Below are 18567 nucleotides of genomic sequence, written 5' to 3'. Positions count from 1 at the left end.
GCCATACTCAGAACGGCGTCAGGCCGGAGTTGAAGAAGCGGCTCAGCCAGCCCATCGCGTTGGACTGCGCGACGGGGCCACGGCCGCCGTAGACGATGCGGGCCTCGGCCACTCGGCTGGACGGAATGGTGTTGTCCTGGCTGATGTCGCCTGGGCGGACGATGCCCTGCACCTGCACCAGTTCATCACCCTGGTTCAGCCGCAGGTTCTTCTGTCCCTGTACCACCAGGTTGCCGTTGGGCAGGCGTTGGACCACGGTGACCGTGACGCTGCCCTGCAGGCGGTTGCTCTGCGCGCTGTTGCCCTTGCCGGTGAAGTCACGCGCGCCCTTGGCCGTGGCACTCAGGATGTCCTTGCCGCCGAGGGTGACCGGCGCGCCGAGAATGGACGGCGTGCCCAGGCTCAGGTTCGATTCCTTGTTGGTTGCGGTATTCGCACTGGTTTGCGCGGTGGTGTTTTCCAGCAGGGTGATGGTCAGCAGGTCGCCAACATCGCGTGCGCGGCGGTCCGAATACAGCTGCAGGGTCGGGCCGGCGGCATAGATGGCACCCGCGGTCGGCTGTGCCTGCGGCGGCATGATCGGCTGGATCGGTGCCATCGTCGGGTAGGGACGCACGTCGCCGGCGATCACGCAGCCACCGAGCAGGGCGGCCACGGCGCAGGCGAGGGCAGTGCGGGCGAAGTTGGAAATGGGCGACATGGCAGTTTCCCGGTTGGGCCGGTCAGAGCTTGTTGTTGAGGTAGCCGAGCATCGAATCGGTGGTGGAGATCGCCTTGGCGTTCATTTCGTAGGCGCGCTGGGTTTCGATCATCGACACCAGCTCTTCCACCACGTTGACGTTGCTGCCTTCCAGCGCGCCCTGCACCACGGTGCCGAGGCCGTTGAGCCCGGGGTTGCCGTTCTGTGCCGGACCGGAAGCGGTGGTCTCCAGGAACAGGTTCTCGCCGCGGGCCTGCAGGCCAGCCGGATTGACGAAATCGGTCAGGGTCAGCGCACCCACTTCCACCGACGCCGCACCGTCGGCCATCTTCACGCTGATGGTGCCGTCGGTCCCGATGGTCACCGACTGTGCGCCTTCGGGAATCTGGATGCCCGGCTGCACCGGGTAGCCGCTGTTGGTGACCAGCTCGCTGTCCTGGTTGATCTTGAACGAGCCATCACGGGTGTAGGCCGAGCTGCCATCAGGCATCTGAACTTCGAAGAAGCCGCGGCCGTTGACCATCACGTCCAGGGCGCGGCCGGTCTGCTGCTGGCCGCCCTGTTCAAAATTCTTGGCGGTGGCGACCACGCGCACGCCGGTGCCGAGCTGCAGGCCGGTCGGCAACTGGGTCTGCGCCGACGAAGAGCCGCCGGGCTGGCGCACCTGCTGGTACAGCAGGTCCTCAAAACTGGCACGGTCCTGCTTGAAGCCGGTGGTGTTGGTGTTGGCGAGGTTGTTGGAAACCACCGACATGCGCATCTGCTGCGCATCCAGTCCGGTTTTCGCGATCCACAATGCCTGGTTCATCTTCGGTGTCCTGTCTGGTGAAGCCGGCCGCGAGGTGCGGCCCTTGAATGCGGGTGTGCAAGCGGTGTGCCAGCGCCGGCATCAGCCGGCGCCGGAATTCCGTCAGCTGCCCAGGCGCAGCATGCTGTTGGCGCTGCGCGCGTTCTCGTCGCCGTGCTTGATCACCTGCACCTGCATTTCGTACTGGCGCTGCAGCTGGATCATCTGCACCAGCGCGCCGGCGGCATCCACGTTGCTGCCTTCCAGCTGGCCGCTGTGCACGGCCGTGCCCTGTGCCGGCGCAAACGGTTGGCGTGGATCGGTATTGCGGAACAGGCCATCCAGGCCACGCTCCAGGCGCTCGTCCGGTGCCTGCACTACTTTGATGCGCCCGATCTGCGCCATGGTCTGCGGGCCTTCGCCCTGCGGGATGATCGAGAGCGTGCCGTCGGCACCGATTTCCATCGCCTGGTAGGGCGGAATGGCGATCGGGTTGTTGTTGTCATCCAGTACCGGACGGCCGCTGGAGGTCACCAGCTGGCCGTTCGGCGTGACCGACAACGCCGCGCCGCGCGTGTACGCCTCGCTGCCATCGCTGGACTGCACCGCCAGCCAGGTGCCGGTCTGCAGGGACAGATCCAGCGGCTTGCCGGTGATGTGCTGCGCGCCAGGCGTGCGGTTGAATCCGGCGTCGACGTGCAGCGCATCCACCCGCGAGGCAAAGCCCGGCCCCTTGATCGGGAAGGCTTCGGTGTTGGCCAGCGCTTCCTTGAAGCCAGGGGTGTCCGAATTGGCGAGGTTGTGGCTGAGCGTACCCTGCGCCTGCAGGGAGGCGCGGGCACCGGTCATCGCCACGTAGAGGGCTTTATCCATGCGGGGAGTTCCGTGACAGGGTCAGCAGCTCATCAACGGATGTTGATGACGGTCTGGGTGATCTGGTCCTGCGTGGTGATCATCTGCGCGTTGGCCTGGAAGTTGCGCTGCGCGGTGATCATGTTGACCAGCTGCTCGGTGAGGTCGACGGTGGATGCTTCCAGCGAACCGGCCTGGATCTTGCCGAGGTTGGAGGTGTCCGGCATGCCGGTGCGCGGCGTACCCGACTCGAAGGTTTCCACCCACAGGTTGTTGCCCTTCTGCTCCAGGCCCTGCGTATTGTTGAAGGTGGTCAGTGCGACCTGGCCCAATGGCTTGTCGTCGCCGTTGGAATAGCGGGCATAGACGACGCCGGTTTCCGACACGGTGATTTCGTTGAGCTTGCCGGCGGCGTAGCCGTCCTGCTGGGTGTTGCGCAGGGCGAACTTCTCGCCGTACTGGGTCGAGCCGCTGATATCCAGCGTCATGTTGAGCTGACCGGCGCCGGTGGTCGGGGTGAACGTGCCCAGGCTGACCTTGCCGCTGGCCGGAGTGGTCAGCTTGCCGCTGTTATCGAAGGCGACCGTGGTCGGGGTGCCGGCCGGTTGGCCGTCCACGTAGTTGTGCACGGTCCACTCGTTTGGATTGGCGCCCTTCACGAAGTACGAGACCTGGATATGGCTGACGCCCAGCGAGTCGTACACGGTGATGCCACCGCTGGAATGGTTGTAGCTGTTGGAGTCGGTCGGATCGAAATTTGCGACCGTCGGCTGCTTGGCGTTGGCCGGCAGGGTGAAGCCGACCTTCACTTCGCTGGTCTGCTTCGGCGGGCTGTCGGTGGTCAGTAGCTGCAGGTCGACCAGACGGCCTGCATCGAAGTTTGTGCCATCGGCATTCGGCGCGAATACCTGCAGGCGCGCGCCCTGCGGGTTGATCACGTAACCGGCGGAATCGGTCTGGAAATTGCCGGCACGCGAGTACACGCGCGAGCCGTTCATGTTCATGGTGAAGAAGCCCTCACCGGAGATCGCCATGTCCAGGCTGCGGCCGGTCTGTTCATTGTGGCCCTGAATGAACTGCTGGGCGACATTGGAAACACGGACGCCCGAGCCGGTCTGGTTCTTCGACAGGCCGTAGCTGGTGGAGGCGAACAGGTCGGCGAATTCGGCGCGCGATTGCTTGAAGCCGGCGGTGTTGACGTTGGCGACGTTGTTGGCGGTGACGCTCAGGTCGGTGTTGGCGGCATTGATGCCGGACAGCGAGACATTGAAGCCCATGGGATGCTCCTGGTAAGTACGGGGTATGCGGCTCAGCTGACGCGGAGCACGTAGTCGATCGGGGCCGTGCCCAGGCCCTTGAGGTTCAGGTACAGGCCGTCGGAACCGACGGTCACGCTCTCCACCGGGGCCTGCACGAAGGTGGACAACTTGGTGCTCTTCCCTGTGGTGTCGACGTGGTTGGCGACGATGGAGTACTTGCCCGGTTCCATGCGCTTGCCGTTGGCGTCCTTGCCGTCCCACTGAAACGCGGTTTCACCAGCGGCCTTGGCTTCTACGCTCAGCGAGGTGACCTTGGTGCCGTTGGCGTCGGTGATGTCGACGGTTACGATGCCGGCCGAGGGTGCGGCCACCGTGCCTTCGACGCTGCCTTCCTTTTCCAATACCAGCTTTTCCGACGGCACCAGCACCTGGTGACCGACCAGCGCGGCACCGCGCAGTACCTGGTCGCTGGCCATCGATTCCTGGAAGCCCTTCACCGTCTTGTTCAGATCGGTGATGCCCTGCACGGTGGACATCTGCGCCATCTGCGCGACCATCTGCGTGTTGTCCATCGGCTTCAGCGGATCCTGATGCTGCAGCTGCTCGGTCATCAGGCGCAGGAAGTCGGCCTGGTCCAGCGTGTTTTTCTTTTTCGTAGCGTTGCTGTTCGGGGCGTTCAGGCCGAGTGCGGCGTAGACGTCCTGGCTGGTCTGGTTGTTGACGGCGGTGGTCATGGCGGTATCCGGTACTGCGGGCCTCAGCGGCCCATGGTCAGGGTGGCCAGGGCCAGTTCCTTGGCGGTGGTCAGCATCTCCACGCCGGCCTGGTAGTTACGCGAGGTCGAGATCAGGTTGACCATCTGCGCCACCGGATCGACGTCGGGCTGGTAGATGTAGCCATCGCCATCGGCCAGCGGGTGGCCCGGCTCATAGCGCTTGATCGGCGCGGCCTCGCTCTGGGTGATCTCCTTGACCTTCACCGAGGTGATGTTCGGATCGTTCTTGCTGGTCACGGCCTGGAAGATCGGCTCCAGCGGCTTGTACACGGCGTCGGCGGAACCGGCGACGGTGTCGGCGTTGGAGAGATTGGAGGCGATGGTGCTCATGCGCACCGACTGCGCCTGCAGCGCGGAGCCGGCGATATCGAAGATCGGCATGTTGCTCATGGCTTATTGCCCCGTGATCGCGGTCAGCATGGAACGCACCTTGCTCTCGACGAAGCTGAGCGAAGCGCGGTATTCGAGTGCGGCGCGGCCATAGGCGGCACGCTCGGCATCGGGATCGACGGTGTTGCCGTCCAGGCTGGGCTGTACACCGTCGCGCGCGATCTGGAACGGATTCAGGCCACTACTGATCTCGTAGTGCTGCTCGTTGGTGGTGGTCATCAGACCGTTGGCATCCTGCCCCTGGGCATGGCGCAGGGCGGCATCGAAGTCCAGGTCCTGGGCCTTGTAGCCGGGAGTGTCGGCATTGCCGAGGTTGCTGGCGATCAGCTTCATCCGCTGTTCGCGCAACGGCATGGCCTGGGCGTGGACGCCCAGGTAGTCGGTAATCAGGTTGCGCACGATGCACTCCCACAGGAACGTTGCCCGGGAAGCTGCAAGGGGTGTGCCAAAGCACGGTGCGTCCTGGTAGAGCCGAGCCGTGCTCGGCTGCATTTCGTTCAGGCGCCGCACAAGCCGAGCATGGGCCCGGCTCTACAGGACAGGGCCCTACGCCGCCATCGCGACCTTGCGCAGGCGGTCCAGCACGAAGTCAGCCAGTTCGTGTGGCGAGTATTTGGCGACGAAGGCGTTGGCGCCGACGCGCTCGACCATCGCATTGTTGAATACGCCCGACAGCGAGGTGTGCAGCAGCACGTACAGGCCGGCCAGGCCCGGATGGCGCCGGATTTCCGTCGTCAGCGTATAGCCGTCCATGGCCGGCATCTCGATGTCCGAGATGACCATGGCGTAGCGCTCGGCCGGGTTCTCGCCGGAGGCATGGATCTGCAGCAGGTGGTCCAGTGCCTGCTTGCCATCGGAAAGCAGGGTGGCGCCCACCCCCAGCTGGTCCAGCACGCTGCGGATCTGCTGGCGGGCTACGCGCGAGTCGTCCACCACCAGCACCTGCAGCTGCGGGCCGTCGGCCGGCATTGCCATGGTCGGGTCCAGCACCGCTTCGCCACGGACCTGGGCGATGTCGGCCAGTACGCTTTCCACGTCGATCACCTGGATCAGCTCGCCCTGGAAGCGGGTCACCGCGGTCAGGTAGCTCGATTCGGCGCCCAGTTCCGGCGGCGGGTGGATGTCTTCCACCGCGATGTTGACGATGCGCTCCACGCCGCTGACCAGGAAGCCCTGGATCGAACGGTTGAATTCGGTGACGACCAGATAGCCGGGCGAGGTGTCCGCATCGGGCTCGCGCTCGGGATGGCCGATCGCCAGCCCGAGGTCCAGCACCGGCACCGAACGGCCGCGCACGTCGGCCACGCCGGAGAACTGGCTGGGCAGCCCGGGCACCTGGAACAGCTCCGGGCGCCGCAGGACCTCCTGCACCTTGAAGACATTGACGCCAAAAAGCTGACGTCCGCCGAGACGGAACAGCAGCAGCGCCAGGCGGTTGTGGCCGGCCAGACGGGTCCGCTGGTCGATCCGGTTGAGCAGGTCATGGGACATGGCTGCTGTATCGGCGCCGCAGTGGCGGAACTTGAGGGCGCTCTGCCGCCCGCGTGGTCCGCACCGCAATTGCGGCATCGCGCCATGTTCGACCGAGGCTCGACTCTACAAAAGGCAGCTCTGCCCCTCTGGCACACCCCTTGCACGCACCAGGGCCAGATCCCATCGACAGGAGGCGCCATGCGCCGGGTCACATCTCTCTTCGCCATCGCGTTGGCCTTGGCCTCGCCGTGGGCGGTTGCCGCCGACTGGCAGCCGGTGGCCAGCATTCGGGCCGCGGCGTTGTCGACGCTGCCGGCCGGCAGCGAGGGCGAGGCCCAGGTGGCCGATGCGCTGCGCCTGCCCAGGTGTGGTGGCGCGCTGCAGGTGCAGCCCACCGCCAACACCACGGTCGAAGTCAGCTGCCCGGATGCCGGTGGCTGGCGCCTGTTCGTGCCCGTAAAGGTGCGGCGCAACCAGACGGTGCTGGTGCTCAATCGTGGAATCGGCACTGGAGAAACTCTCACCGCCGCCGATATCACCACTGCCCAGCGTGACGCCGCCCGGATTGCCGGTGCAGTGCTGGCCGATCCCAACGCGGCGATCGGTCGCATCGCCCGCCGTCCGTTGCAGGCCGGAGCCCTGCTGTCGAACAACGATCTGGTGGTGCAGCGTCTCATCAAGCGGGGAGACAATGTGGCCCTGGTATCGCGTCGCGGCTCGGTCGAGGTCCGCATTGCCGGTCGCGCGATGGGCGATGCCGGTGAAAACGAACGGGTCTCGGTAGAGAACCTGTCCTCGCGGCGGATCGTGCAGGGCACGGTCGATGCCGCCGGTGACGTAATCGTGGCGCGTTGATTTACCGCGAAATATCCCTAAAGATCACGGCCCTGCGGCCGTTATCCCTTGTGAACGGCAACTCCAGGACACCCCATGAGCCAGAAAATCGACGGCAACCTGCAGGTCCCCCAGGCACTGCGCAGCGTGACGACCCCGGCCAACAAGCCCGGTGTCAGCACCGATGCGGCAGCACGTCCGGTCGAAGCGGCCGACAGCCTGCGCCTGACCGGCGAGGCCACCAATCTGCAGGCCATCGAGCGTGAGCTGGCCACCGCCCCGGCGATCGACGCCCAGCGCGTGGCCGCGGTGCGCGAGTCACTGCAGAACGGTACCTACAAGATCAATCCGGACGCGATCGCATCGCGCATGCTCGAGCTGGACCAGCAGCTGCACGGATGACCGCGCCGATGAGCGAACAACTGCAGCGGCTCGCCCAGGCTCTTGACGTTGAACGCCAGGCCCTGGTTGACCACGACGTGCACGCGCTGATCCGGGCCACCGGGGCAAAGCTGGATGCGCTGCGGGCGCTGGAAGGCACGCCACCGGTCGGGGAGGGCGAGCATCTCCAGGAGCTGGCTGAGCGCAACCGTGCCAATGGCGTACTGCTGTCACGCCGGCGTCGGGAAGTGGATTGGGCCCTACGCCAGCTTGGCCGTACCGAGGCATCTTCCTCTTACGATGCCAAGGGGCAGTCGCACACCGTCACTGCGCGCCGCCCACTCGCTGTCGCCTGACGCGACGGCGGTCGCACAACCCCATCAAGCGGGCTGAAGCCCGCTGCGTGACCGCGTATATTGGGCGCCTGTTCGAACGCCCCGAGTCGCCGTGTCCGCTGCCAACGCCCTGGTTACCGCCCCCCTTCCGCCACAGCCGGTGCTGCAGGCCCTGCTTGAGCGCCTGCGCGAAGGGCTGCTGCTGTTCACTGAAGACGGGCAGGTGGCGCTGGCCAATCCGGCCGCGCAGAACCTGCTGGCCAGCGGCGAGGACGGTGCATTGCCACCGCCGCAGCGGCTGCGTGAACTGCTGCCACCCGATGCGCTGGAGCAGGCGCGCCAGCACGGTCACTGGAACGGCAGCCTGCCGTTGGGCGAGGGTGTGGTCATCGCGCATCTCTACCACCACGGCCTGGTCGGCGAGGGGCACTTCCTGGCACTGTTCCGCCACATCGAAGGGCAGGAAGACTACGAACGCGAACTGCAGCAGCGCCATGCCGAGCTGCGCCAGGCCTACCTGCGCCTGAACGGCACCCAGGAAAAGCTACTGCAGTCCGAGAAGATGGCCTCGATCGGCCAGCTCGCCGCCGGCGTCGCGCACGAGATCAACAACCCGATCGGCTACGTGCACTCCAACCTGGGCAGCCTGCAGGAATACCTGCGCAGCCTGTTCACCGTGATCGAAGCCTACGAACGCGCATTGCGCGCGCCGGACCCGAAGGCGTTGATTCCGGAAATCGACGATATCCGTGACCGCCTGGACATCGATTTCATCAGCCGTGACCTGCCGCAGCTGATGGCTGAATCGCGCGAAGGCATCGAGCGGGTCACCCGCATCGTGCGTGACCTGAAGGACTTCTCGTATTCCGGCCGCGACGAATCGTGGAAGCTGGTCGACCTGCACGCAGGCCTGGAATCGACCATCAACATCATCTGGAACGAGCTGAAGTACAAGGTCACCCTGGTGCGGGAGTTCGGCCAGCTACCGCTGGTGGAATGCCTGCCGTCGGAGTTGAACCAGGTCTACATGAACCTGCTGCTCAACGCCGGCCATGCCATCGCCGAGCGCGGCACGATCACGGTGCGCACCGGCGTTGATGGCGATCACGTGTGGGTCGAATTCGAGGACACCGGCGGTGGCATCTCGCCGGAATTGCGCCAGCGCATCTTCGATCCGTTCTTCACCACCAAGCCCGTTGGCAGCGGCACCGGCCTGGGCCTGTCGATCTCCTACAGCATCATCAACAAGCACCACGGCCGCATCGACCTGGACAGCACCCCGGGCTTGGGCTCGCGCTTCCGCGTGGTGCTGCCGGTGAAGCAGCCGCGCTGACCGACTCTACATGTGGGTCACCGCAGCGGGCGATCCTCACCGCCATCTCCGTTCTCCACCGGCGCCGGACCGGCGTTGCTGCGGCGTTGCTCCTCATAGGTGCGGAACGCCTGGTGGATGTGCTTGCGCAGTTCGTCGTCGTTCCACGGCTTGGTCAGGAAGCGATAGATCGCACCGCGGTTGATCGCGTCGGTCACGGTGTTCAGATCGGTGTAACCGGACAGCACCAGGCGGATCGTGTCCGGGTACAGCATCTTCACCCGGCCCAGGAACTCGGTGCCGCTCATGTCACTCATGCGCTGGTCGGACAGGATCACCTGCACGTCGTTGATCGCCAGCAGGTCGAACGCATCGCGCACGTTGCCGGCCGCCAGGATGCGGTAGCCATCGCGACGGAACAGGCGCACCAGCGAGCGCAGCACGTTCTCCTCGTCGTCCAGCAACAGCAGCGTGCGGTCGGGACGGGTCTCGGCAAAGGCCTCCGGGCGCAGGTAGCGGCGGCGCAGGGTCATGCCGGCGGCATCGGCCGACATCGGTTCGCCGAACAGGTAGCCCTGGAACACGTCGCAGTCGTTGCGGCGCAGGAAGCCCAGCTGCGCCTGCGATTCCACGCCGTTGGCGATCACGGTCATGCCCAGCTGGTGGCCCATGGCGATGATCGCACGAGCGATGGCCGCTTCGCGGTTACCGGCCGGCGCACTCTTGATGAAGCTGCGGTCGATCTTCAGCTTGTCCACCGGGTAGCGCACCAGCGCACTCAGGCTGGAATCGCCGGTGCCGAAATTGTCCAGGCTCAGGCTGATGCCTTCGTTGCGCAGGTTGGCCAGCGTCTCGTGCACGAAGTTGACGTTGTTGGTCAGCGCGCTTTCGTTGATCTCCAGCGTCAGCATCTGCGCCGGCACGCCCGCCGCCTGGATCAGGCCCATGACTTCTGCGAAGAAGTTGGGCCGCAGCAACTGCAGGGTGGAGACGTTCACGGCGATGGTGAAGTCGTCGAAGCCCTGGTCGCGCCACAGGCGGGCCTGCTTCAGCGCGCCCTCCAGCACCCAGGTGCCGATCTGCACGATGATGCCCAGCCGTTCGGCGGTGCGCATGAAGCGCTCCGGCACCAGCATGCCCAGCGTCGGCGACTGCCAGCGCAGCAGCGCCTCCATGCCCACCACGTGGCCGTCGCGGGCACTGACCAGCGGCTGGTAGCGAAGCTTCAGCTCGCCATTGGGGATCGCGTCGACGATCTGGCGCGCGATGATGCTCTCGCTGTGCGCGCTCGGCGGCGTGTCCACGGCGTGGATGCGCACCGCGTTGCCGCCTTCGCGGGCCGCCTGGTACAGCGCATCCTCGGCATGATCGAGCAGGCGCGAGGCGCTGCTTGCATGGTCCGGGCACAGGCTCACGCCCAGCTTGCCGGTCATGAACAACGTATACGGCAGCACCGACAGGGGCAGCTCCATCTGCTGCCGGATCTCCTCGGCAAAGTCCTCCGGCAGCGGCACGTCGGCCGTGCGTGGCACGGCGATCAGGAACTCATCGCTGCCGTGGCGCCACAGCTTGCCGCGCCCGCGCAGGTAGGACTGCAACCGCTGCGCCACCAGCGCCAGGGCCTGGTCACCCACCTCGGCGCTCATGTTTTCGTTGACCGAAGCGAAGTGGTCGATGTCGACATGCATCAGCATCAGTGCGGTGCCGCCCGAGGCCGCCTCGGCGACCATTACCTGCAGCTCGGGGTTGCCGGCGCCAAGGCGATCAGGCGCATCATCGATGCTGACCGGGGGCTGGTTGGGATTCCACATAGGCTCAGTATTCCGGTGACTCAGCGGCGGCCATGCTGGCCGCTTGGTAGGGGAGGTGGACGTCGATCAGCGTGCCTTCGCCGTGCGCGGATTCGATCCGCACATGGCCACCGACGCTCTGCGCGCGCTCACGCATCACGATCAGGCCCAGCCCGCGCGGACCATCGGGGTCGAAACCCTCGCCATCGTCGCGGATCTGCAGGTGCAGGCCGCGCTGGCCGACATCGCGCAGCTGCAGCTGCACCTGGCTGGCACGGGCGTGGCGCAATACGTTGGTCAGGCTTTCCTGCGCGATACGGAAGCAGGCCTGCTCGATGCTGTTGTCGGGACGGTGCGGCAGGGGCTCGATCTCGGCCAGCAGTTCCACCGGCGACGAACGGAACAGTACCCGTGCCTGCCAGCTCAAGGCTGCTTCCAGGCCCAGCGCGTCGAGCTGCGGCGGGCGCAGCAGGGTAGAGATGTCGCGCAGCTTGGCCACCGTGGTATCGGCCAGACTGACGATCTGCGCCAGATCCTCGGCGCGGCGCTGCGGATCATCTTCGTCCTGTGCTGCGTAGGCGGACAACTTGATCGCCGTGATCGCCTGGCCGATGTCGTCGTGCAGATCGCGCGAGATCGCGCGGCGTTCATCCTCCTGCAGCGAGAACAGGCGGCCGGCCATCGCCTGCAGTTCACGGTTGCTGGTTTCCAACGCACTGCGGGTGCGCTCGGAATCGCTCAGGTCGCGCACGATCAGCAGCTTGCAGTCGCGTCCGCCATAACGCACTTCACCTACCGCCAGGCCGGCATGGAAGCTGCGGCCATCAGCGCGCTGCATCGCCACCACGCTGCTGTGACCGGGCCCCAGATGGGGCTGGCCTGCACGCAGCTGGCTGCGCACGCGGGACAGATCGGCGCTGCCCACCAGTGCCGACAGCGGCTCGCCCAGCAGGGTGTGGCTGCCATAGCCGAACAGGCTGGCGGCCCAGGCATTGGCGTACAACACGTGTTCTTCGGAGAGAATCACCACGCCATCGGGCAGTACCCGTACCAGCTCGCGGAACTGCTCCTCACGCTCGCGCAGCAGGCGTCGCGACTGCTCACGCTCGGTCACGTCCTGCAGCGTGCCCAGCACGCGATTGCGGCCGGCCTCGTCGATGCCGCTGGCAGCACGCAGATGCACCATCAAGGCGCGGCCATCCATCGACAACAGCGGCAGCAGCACGTCCACGTGCACGGGATCGCCGGAGCAGAGTTCGGCCAGCAGCTGTTCGGTCTGGGTAGCGGTGGCCGGATCGGCCGGCACCAGCAGTTCGTCGAAGCGATGCCAGCGCCGGGCCTCGGGCGAGCGGCGACCCAGCAGGCGGTAGACCTGGTTGGAATAACGGCCGAGCCCCGTGGACGGGTCCAGCTCCCAGGCGCCGATGCGGGCCAGCTCGTGGGCTTCTTCCACCCGGGCCAGCGCCTGGTCGCGGCGCAGTTGCGCCAGATCCTCCGCAGTGCGGTCGATGGCAATCAACAAGCGGGCGTTGTGGCCGTCGTAGCTGATGGCGTTGGAGCGCAGCTCCATCTGCCGCAGCGAGCCGTCACGCAGCTGCAGCTGGGTACGCAGGATGCACAGTTCCTCTGGTGCCTCGCGGATCGCCTCCAGCTTGGTCTGCAGTGCCTGGTCCTGGCCTGGCGGCCACAACGCGTCGATGGTCTGCTCCAGCAGTTCGTCACGGTCCCAGCCGAAGGCGGTGCAGGCCGCCGGATTGGCATCGAGGATCGCCAGCGTATCGAGGTCATAGACCAGGATCGGGCCGGGGTTGCCTTCGAACATCTGCCGCAGGCGCAGCTCCGAGGCCTGCTGGCGTGCATGGGTGTGCAGCACGTGCTCGGCCAGCGGGCGCAGCAGCAGATACAGCAGGCCCGCACTGGCAAGGGCGAAGAACGAGCCCTTCAGGCCCTGCCACAAGGCCGCCTGCTGCGGGTCAGGCACCAGTGCCTGCACCGCACTGTCGGTGGAGATCATCCAGGCCAGCGCCATCGCCAGGTAGCTCAGCACCACCCGGCGCCGGTCGCGGCTCAGCGCCTGCGCCATCCGCGGGTCGGGAACTGGGGCGTTGCCGGTCGGTTCTGCGGGCATGGACAGGGCGGAAGAAAGGGGCGCCGGCCATCTTACCGCGCAGGTGCGCCCAGACCACTCAATTATCCGCCGCAGGCGCCGTTAACCACTGCGTGCCCCGCTGACGGGCGTGTCATCCGGAGCAAGATCGCGTGGACCAAGGGATCATCGCCAGCCTGCTGCAGCACCCGCTTGCGTCGGCGCTGGTCATCGTCGACCGCACGGGCCGCCCGCTGGCGGCCAATCCGGCTGCGCGCGAGCACGGCTTGCCGGCTACCGTGGCTGCGTATGCGCCGATGCTGGAAGATCTGCGTCTGATGGCCGCCGATGGCGGCATCGTGGCCTGCACGCTGCCGGGTGGCCCGCACGGGCACTACGACGGCCACCTGCGGGCCGTGCACGATGGCGCCGGCAATCTGCTGGCCTTCACGCTGAGCATTCCCGAACCGGTGCCGCTTGGCGGCGGTGGGCGCTGGGAGCTGGCGCTGGACAGTGCCGGGCACAGCCTGTGGGACTGGGACATTCCCAGCGACCGTGTGGTGCGCACCCCGGCGCTGGGTGACGAAACCGCCACCGAGATCCTGGCCCGCGTGCACAGCGAGGATATCGCCCAGGTGCGGGTCGCACTGGACGAGCATCTGCGTGGCTTGAGCGAGCAGTACAGCGCACAGTTCCGCTTCCGCCAGGCCGATGGCCAGTGGCGTTGGGTACTGGACCGCGGGCGCGTGGTCGCGCGTACCGCCGATGGCCAGCCGCTGCGCATGGTCGGCACGCATACCGATATCGAACAACAGAAGCAGCTGGAAGGGCTGCTTCAGGAACAGCAGCTGCACCTGAGCGAGGCCCAGCGCATCGCCAGCATGGGCAGCTGGTCGTTCGACCCCAACAGCGGTCATTTCTGGTGGTCGCCGGAACTGCGCTCGATGCTGGCGCTGGAGCAGGGCAGCGCGCCCGGCCAGCGCCGCTGGCTGAAGCAGCTGCATCCGCGCTCGCGGGGTGCGTTGCGCGCGGCATGGCGGCGCCTGTGGCGTGATGGCCGGGCCGCCAACATCGAACTGGAATTGACCCGCGGCAACGAACCGTCGCAGCATCTGCGGCTGTGGATGCAGCCACTGCTGGACATGGACGGACAGCCCAAGCGGCTGCTCGGCCAGGTGCAGAACATCACCGAGCAGCACCAGACCGATGCGCTGATCCGCTGGCGGACCGAGCTGCTCAACCGCGTCTCCGCGCTGGGCCGCATCGGCGGCTGCGAGATCGAGGTGCAGACCCGGCACATGCAGTGGACCGAGGAGTGCTACCGCATCCACGGCCTGCGCAAGGAGCCGATCACCCTCGACCAGGCGCTGGCGCTGTACACCGAAGATTCGCGCAATGCCTTCGACGCCGCATTGGTCCGGATTGCCGGCGGCGGACTGCCCGAACAGCTGGACCTGTGCTTCTACCGTCAGTCCGGCCTGCGCGTGTGGGTGCAGGTGCTGATCGAGCTGGACCGCCGTGATGGCCTGCCGCCGCGCTTCGTGGTGCTGTTCCGTGACATCACCCGCGAGCGCGAGGCCAACGAGCGCATCGAGCTGCTGGCCCACTACGATCTGCTCACCGGCCTGCCCAATCGCGTGCTGCTCGGCGAACAGACGGCAGAAGCCATCGAGGAAGCGCGCGACCGTGGCACCTCGCTGGCGATGCTGTTCATCGATCTGGACGGTTTCAAGACCATCAACGACAGCTTCGGTCATGCCACCGGTGATGCGCTGCTGAAGGCCGCTGCGACGCGCCTGCACCAGAACCTGCGCAACAACGACCTGTTTGGCCGCTTCAGTGGTGACGAGTTCATCGTGGTGCTGCGCGATCTGGCCGAGCCGGAAGACGCCGGCCACGTGGCGCGCAAGCTGATCGCCTCGTTGGCCGAGCCGCTGCGCCGTGGCGAGACCACCTTGAAGGTCGGCGCCAGTGTCGGCATCGCGATGCTGGGCGACGCGCAGACCGACTTTGATTCCCTGCTGCGTGCTGCCGACGCCGCGATGTACGCGGCCAAGGAAGCCGGGCGCAATACCTACCAGTACTACAGTCAGGACGCGCTGGCCCGCATCCAGCGCAAGCTGGAGCTTGAGCACGCCCTGCACGGCGCCATCGAGCGCGAAGAGTTCAGCCTGGCCTACCAGCCGCTGCTGCATGCCCACCACGGCGAGCCGCCTGCAATCGAGGCGCTGCTGCGCTGGCACCGGCCCGGGATCGGCTACTGCAGCCCGGCCGAGTTCATCCCCATTGCCGAAAAATGCGGCGAGATCGTGCGGATCGGCGACTGGGTGCTGAATGAAGCCTGCCGCCAGGCCACCGCCTGGGACCGCGCCGGCCTGCGCTTCGACCGCATTGCGGTGAATGTCTCTGCGGTGCAGCTGCGTGACCGTGGTTTCGCCGAGCGCGTGATCGAGATCTGCCACGCCCATGGTTGGCCGCCGCAGCGACTGGAACTGGAACTGACCGAGTCGGCACTGATCCGTGACACCGACATCCTGCGCCATTGCTTCGATGTGCTGGAACGGCACGGCGTGCCGCTGGCGGTGGATGACTTCGGCACCGGCTTCTCCAACCTCAATTACCTCAACCGCTTCCCGGTGGGCCGCCTGAAGATCGACCGCAGTTTCGTGCAGGGCATGCTGCACGATTCGGGCACGGCCGAAGTAACCCAGGCCATCGTGCACCTGGGTCACGCGTTGGGCATGAAGGTGGTGGCCGAGGGCGTGGAAACGCACCAGGAAGAAGACATGTTGCGCCGGCAGGGCTGCGACGAGATCCAGGGTTACCTGTACTCGCGCCCGCTCAGCCCGCGCGACCTGGCGCAGTGGTTACGTCAGCCACAGCCGGTTTCGCTGCGTACCGATGCCAGCGGGGAAGTGGTGCTGGTGCGCTGATCAGCTGCGCTGGTGGGAATTGACCTTGGCTGCTGTGTCTATCCACGCATGGCGTGGATCTACCGCAACCCGTTTTGTTGGGTGCTGACCTTGGTCGGCACGAATGCCTCCTGCACGCGCGACCATCCACGCATGGGGTGGATCTACCTTGGGAACTCCGCCTTCAACTGCATGCGCAGCGCTTCGACGATGGCCGCATAGCGCCGCTTCTGGACCAGATAGCTGGCCAGGAACAGCGGCAGCACCAGCAGCATGGGCGCCACCATCGGGCGCATCACCACCAGCGGCAACAGCAACAGCGACAGGATGGCCACGAACCAGCTGCACAGTCCGATCACCCGCACCTCGTGCCGTCGCGTGTTGAGTACGATGCGACCGCGCATCACGGGGAAGTAGCGCAGGCCGAAGCTCGGCGCGAAGCTCTCGCGGAACGCCATGCTGCCATCGGGCAGCGCATGGAAGGCCAGTCGCAGCCACTTGTCCCGCGGCAGGTCACGTTCCAGGCTGCCCAGCGAGAGCCGGGCCTGCATGGCGGGCGACGCTGTGATGCGTTCGTTGAACAGGGGGACGCCCCAGCTGAAATAGCTGGCCGCCCAGGCCATCATAAGGACGGTCTCGATCAGCAGAAGTGCAATCAGGGCGATGGCCATCGGTCTTCCATGAAGGGGACCGGCGGATCATGCCATGCGCGACGGCCTATCCACGCATGGCGTGGATCTACCTCAAGGCTTCGCCATCCAGCCCCAGGTCCCACGCCAGTCCCAGCAGCGCCTCGTCCGCCCGCGACGGGGCGGGGCGCGCGTCCGCCAGCTGCTGCAGTTCGCGGATCTCCTCGCGGGCGACCTCTTCCAGTTGCTGCAGCTGCTCACGCACGCTCGCGTTGCGCGGGCGCTCGGTGTTGGTGAGGGAGGGCAGGGCGTGGATCAGGGTCATGGTGCGCGTACAGGATGCATCCAACGGCGGGTCACAGGCAAAGGCCCCGGAGGAACCGGGGCCTTGCGGGCTGCCGGCGAGGGCAGCGGACATCAGGATCAGAACAGCTCGACGGTGCCGGCGCCCATGCTCTGCTGGGCAACCGGCTTGTGCGGCGGGCGTTCCCATTCGCTGCGCAGTTCGCGCAGGCGGCTGCCGGTGCGCTGCAGGGCGGTGGCGATCTCTTCGTCGAACACGCCGCCGTTGCGGTGCAGCAGTTCCTGCAGGGCGACTGCTTCGCGGTTGATCGCGGTCAGGCGGTCCAGGTGGGTGTGCACGCCGCCCAGCGCCTGGGTGGCGATGTCTTCGAACTGCAGGGCGCGCACGGCTTCGGCCACGCTGCCATCAATCGAACGGGCGCACTCGGAGACTTCGCGCATGCCATCGCCCAGCGAGGCATTGATCTGGGCCACGTTGTCGAGCATCGCGGCCGCTTCCTGGCGCGCTTCACGGGAGCGATCCATGTCACGCGACGCCATGTGCGAGACCGTCTCGCGCACCTTGGCAATGGCGTCCTTGGAGCTGTGCGCCAGCTTGCGGATCTGCTCGTTGAAGGTGGTCGAGCGCTCGGACAGGTTGCGCACTTCGTCAGCGACCACGGCGAAGCCACGACCGGCTTCACCGGCACGCGCCGCTTCAATGGCAGCGTTCAGGGCCAGCAGGTTGGTCTGGTCGGCGATCGATTTGACGTCTTCCAGCAGCGCGAAGATGCCATCCAGGTGCTGCGCCATCTGGTCGATGTGCTGCACGGTGGTGCTGCTCTGGCCGCTCACCTGCTCCAGCGCTTCGACCAGCTGTTCCATGCGGTGGCTGGCGTGCTGGGCGAAACGGGCAACGTCGAGGCCGGCATTGCCTTCATCACCGGCGCGGTCGACGATACGCGACAGGGCCTGGCTCTGCTGGCGCGACTTGCGGTTCATGGCATCGAAGCTGCCCCCCAGGCTGGAGACGGCCTGGCGGATCAGGTCACGGGCACGTTCCACTTCGCCGCGCGAACCGTCGATCTCGTTGCCGACGAAGTTGCGCAGTTCGGTCAGCAGCTGGTCCTGCTCACGCAGGACACGGGCATGTTCCGGGGAACGGTGCGCCTGGGCGCGGGTGGTCCACCACGCAAAGCCGAGCCAGCTCAGCGTCATCGTGGTCAGGATCGCCCAGCGCAGGGCGGCCGGCCATTCGAAACCGATGGCGAAGGGGAGCAGCAGGGTCAGAGCCAGGGGGGCGGCCAGACGGATGAAAATGCGTGAGTACATGGACGTTCTCGGGAGGTGCACGGAGGATGTATCGGCCGTACCCCCTTTCTCTTTAACGTCGATGTGCCCGGAAGTGCATTCTGAATGCGCCGGTTTTCCGGCGCCTTGGCGGCTTCAGGGTCAGAGCCCTTTCCGTGCCGGAAAGGGATCCGACCCCATGGCCTCAGGCCAACTGCCGGTCCACGGCCTCGATCATCGCCTTGCGGCTGAACAGGAAGTCCCAGTAGCTGCCGCCCAGCTGGCGCCACAGCACCGCCGAGCGCACCGCGGCCAGCAGCAGGGCGCGGATCTCGGCCACCACGCCAGCCTGGCCCAGATAGTGCGGGTTGCCCTGCACCATCACCCGCGGCTTGAGGTGGCTGATGGTGTCGGCGTACAGGCCGCCGAGATTGGCCAGCACGTCCGGATGGCCGCTGTCGCCCAGCTCGGTGGCCTGGC

The 18567-nt window shown here is 66.4% G+C and carries 19 protein-coding genes; 5 read left to right on the top strand and 14 right to left on the bottom strand.

Annotation, left to right across the window (positions count from 1 at the left end):
* Positions 1 to 7 precede the first annotated feature (7 nt).
* From flgH to ARC63_RS12880, 8 genes are all read right to left on the bottom strand, one after another.
* A complete protein-coding gene (flgH, locus tag ARC63_RS12915) occupies positions 8 to 700 on the bottom strand; it encodes a flagellar basal body L-ring protein FlgH (protein WP_010485899.1) in 693 nt (230 codons plus the stop codon).
* A gap of 22 nt (positions 701 to 722) precedes the next feature.
* A complete protein-coding gene (gene flgG, locus ARC63_RS12910; RefSeq protein WP_005409571.1) occupies positions 723 to 1508 on the bottom strand; it encodes a flagellar basal-body rod protein FlgG in 786 nt (261 codons plus the stop codon).
* Between the two features lie 102 nt (positions 1509 to 1610).
* A complete protein-coding gene (locus ARC63_RS12905) occupies positions 1611 to 2360 on the bottom strand; it encodes a flagellar basal body rod protein FlgF (protein WP_057503497.1) in 750 nt (249 codons plus the stop codon).
* Positions 2361 to 2392: 32 nt separating this feature from the next.
* Positions 2393 to 3616, bottom strand: a complete 1224-nt coding sequence (gene flgE, locus ARC63_RS12900) for a flagellar hook protein FlgE (RefSeq protein WP_057503496.1) — start codon at positions 3614 to 3616, stop codon at positions 2393 to 2395.
* 32 nt (positions 3617 to 3648) lie between these two features.
* Positions 3649 to 4332 (bottom strand): flagellar hook assembly protein FlgD, encoded by a 684-nt coding sequence (locus ARC63_RS12895; protein WP_043395609.1) that lies wholly within the window; start codon positions 4330 to 4332, stop codon positions 3649 to 3651.
* Positions 4333 to 4355: 23 nt separating this feature from the next.
* Positions 4356 to 4763, bottom strand: a complete 408-nt coding sequence (gene flgC / locus ARC63_RS12890; RefSeq protein WP_057503495.1) for a flagellar basal body rod protein FlgC — start codon at positions 4761 to 4763, stop codon at positions 4356 to 4358.
* Between the two features lie 3 nt (positions 4764 to 4766).
* Positions 4767 to 5162, bottom strand: coding sequence for a flagellar basal body rod protein FlgB (gene flgB, locus ARC63_RS12885; protein ID WP_010485889.1), 396 nt, complete (start codon positions 5160 to 5162; stop codon positions 4767 to 4769).
* 147 nt (positions 5163 to 5309) lie between these two features.
* Positions 5310 to 6254, bottom strand: a complete 945-nt coding sequence (locus tag ARC63_RS12880) for a chemotaxis protein (protein ID WP_010485887.1) — start codon at positions 6252 to 6254, stop codon at positions 5310 to 5312.
* Positions 6255 to 6434: 180 nt separating this feature from the next.
* Between ARC63_RS12880 and flgA the strand changes: the two genes are divergently transcribed.
* The 4 genes from flgA to ARC63_RS12860 all read left to right on the top strand — a co-directional run bounded on the left by flgA (position 6435) and on the right by ARC63_RS12860 (position 9119).
* Positions 6435 to 7091, top strand: a complete 657-nt coding sequence (flgA, locus tag ARC63_RS12875) for a flagellar basal body P-ring formation chaperone FlgA (protein ID WP_010485884.1) — start codon at positions 6435 to 6437, stop codon at positions 7089 to 7091.
* A 75-nt stretch (positions 7092 to 7166) separates the two neighbouring features.
* The gene (gene flgM, locus ARC63_RS12870) at positions 7167 to 7472 is read left to right on the top strand and encodes a flagellar biosynthesis anti-sigma factor FlgM (RefSeq protein ID WP_049408901.1); all 306 of its coding nucleotides are present in this window, start codon (positions 7167 to 7169) and stop codon (positions 7470 to 7472) included.
* Positions 7469 to 7807 carry a flagella protein gene (locus tag ARC63_RS12865; RefSeq protein ID WP_049408902.1) on the top strand — a complete coding sequence of 113 codons (339 nt, stop codon included), beginning with the start codon at positions 7469 to 7471 and terminating at the stop codon, positions 7805 to 7807. The genes flgM and ARC63_RS12865 overlap by 4 nt, the downstream gene beginning before the upstream one ends.
* A 91-nt stretch (positions 7808 to 7898) precedes the next feature.
* A complete protein-coding gene (locus tag ARC63_RS12860) occupies positions 7899 to 9119 on the top strand; it encodes an ATP-binding protein (protein WP_057503494.1) in 1221 nt (406 codons plus the stop codon).
* Positions 9120 to 9136: 17 nt separating this feature from the next.
* Here ARC63_RS12860 and ARC63_RS12855 read toward each other — a convergent pair whose 3' ends face one another.
* On the bottom strand, positions 9137 to 10909 hold the full coding sequence (locus ARC63_RS12855) for an EAL domain-containing protein (protein ID WP_043395614.1): 1773 nt from the start codon (positions 10907 to 10909) through the stop codon (positions 9137 to 9139).
* A gap of 4 nt (positions 10910 to 10913) precedes the next feature.
* On the bottom strand, positions 10914 to 13016 hold the full coding sequence (locus ARC63_RS12850) for a sensor histidine kinase (protein WP_057503493.1): 2103 nt from the start codon (positions 13014 to 13016) through the stop codon (positions 10914 to 10916).
* 131 nt (positions 13017 to 13147) lie between these two features.
* Between ARC63_RS12850 and ARC63_RS12845 the strand changes: the two genes are divergently transcribed.
* Positions 13148 to 15907, top strand: a complete 2760-nt coding sequence (locus ARC63_RS12845) for a bifunctional diguanylate cyclase/phosphodiesterase (RefSeq protein ID WP_057503492.1) — start codon at positions 13148 to 13150, stop codon at positions 15905 to 15907.
* A 143-nt stretch (positions 15908 to 16050) separates the two neighbouring features.
* On the opposite strand, the gene ARC63_RS12840 is transcribed toward ARC63_RS12845, so the two are convergent.
* The 4 genes from ARC63_RS12840 to ARC63_RS12825 form a co-directional block, all read right to left on the bottom strand.
* Positions 16051 to 16557 (bottom strand): hypothetical protein, encoded by a 507-nt coding sequence (locus ARC63_RS12840; protein ID WP_057503491.1) that lies wholly within the window; start codon positions 16555 to 16557, stop codon positions 16051 to 16053.
* Between the two features lie 67 nt (positions 16558 to 16624).
* Positions 16625 to 16840, bottom strand: coding sequence for a hypothetical protein (locus ARC63_RS12835; RefSeq protein ID WP_010485869.1), 216 nt, complete (start codon positions 16838 to 16840; stop codon positions 16625 to 16627).
* A 98-nt stretch (positions 16841 to 16938) separates the two neighbouring features.
* Positions 16939 to 18129 (bottom strand): methyl-accepting chemotaxis protein, encoded by a 1191-nt coding sequence (locus ARC63_RS12830; RefSeq protein ID WP_010485867.1) that lies wholly within the window; start codon positions 18127 to 18129, stop codon positions 16939 to 16941.
* 163 nt (positions 18130 to 18292) lie between these two features.
* Positions 18293 to 18567 (bottom strand): DUF489 family protein (locus ARC63_RS12825; RefSeq protein ID WP_139042427.1); only part of this gene is annotated, 275 nt, incomplete at its 5' end.

It is taken from the genome of Stenotrophomonas geniculata ATCC 19374 = JCM 13324 (genome assembly GCF_001431625.1).
Lineage (GTDB): Bacteria > Pseudomonadota > Gammaproteobacteria > Xanthomonadales > Xanthomonadaceae > Stenotrophomonas > Stenotrophomonas geniculata.
This window is presented reverse-complemented; position numbering and strand designations above follow the sequence as displayed.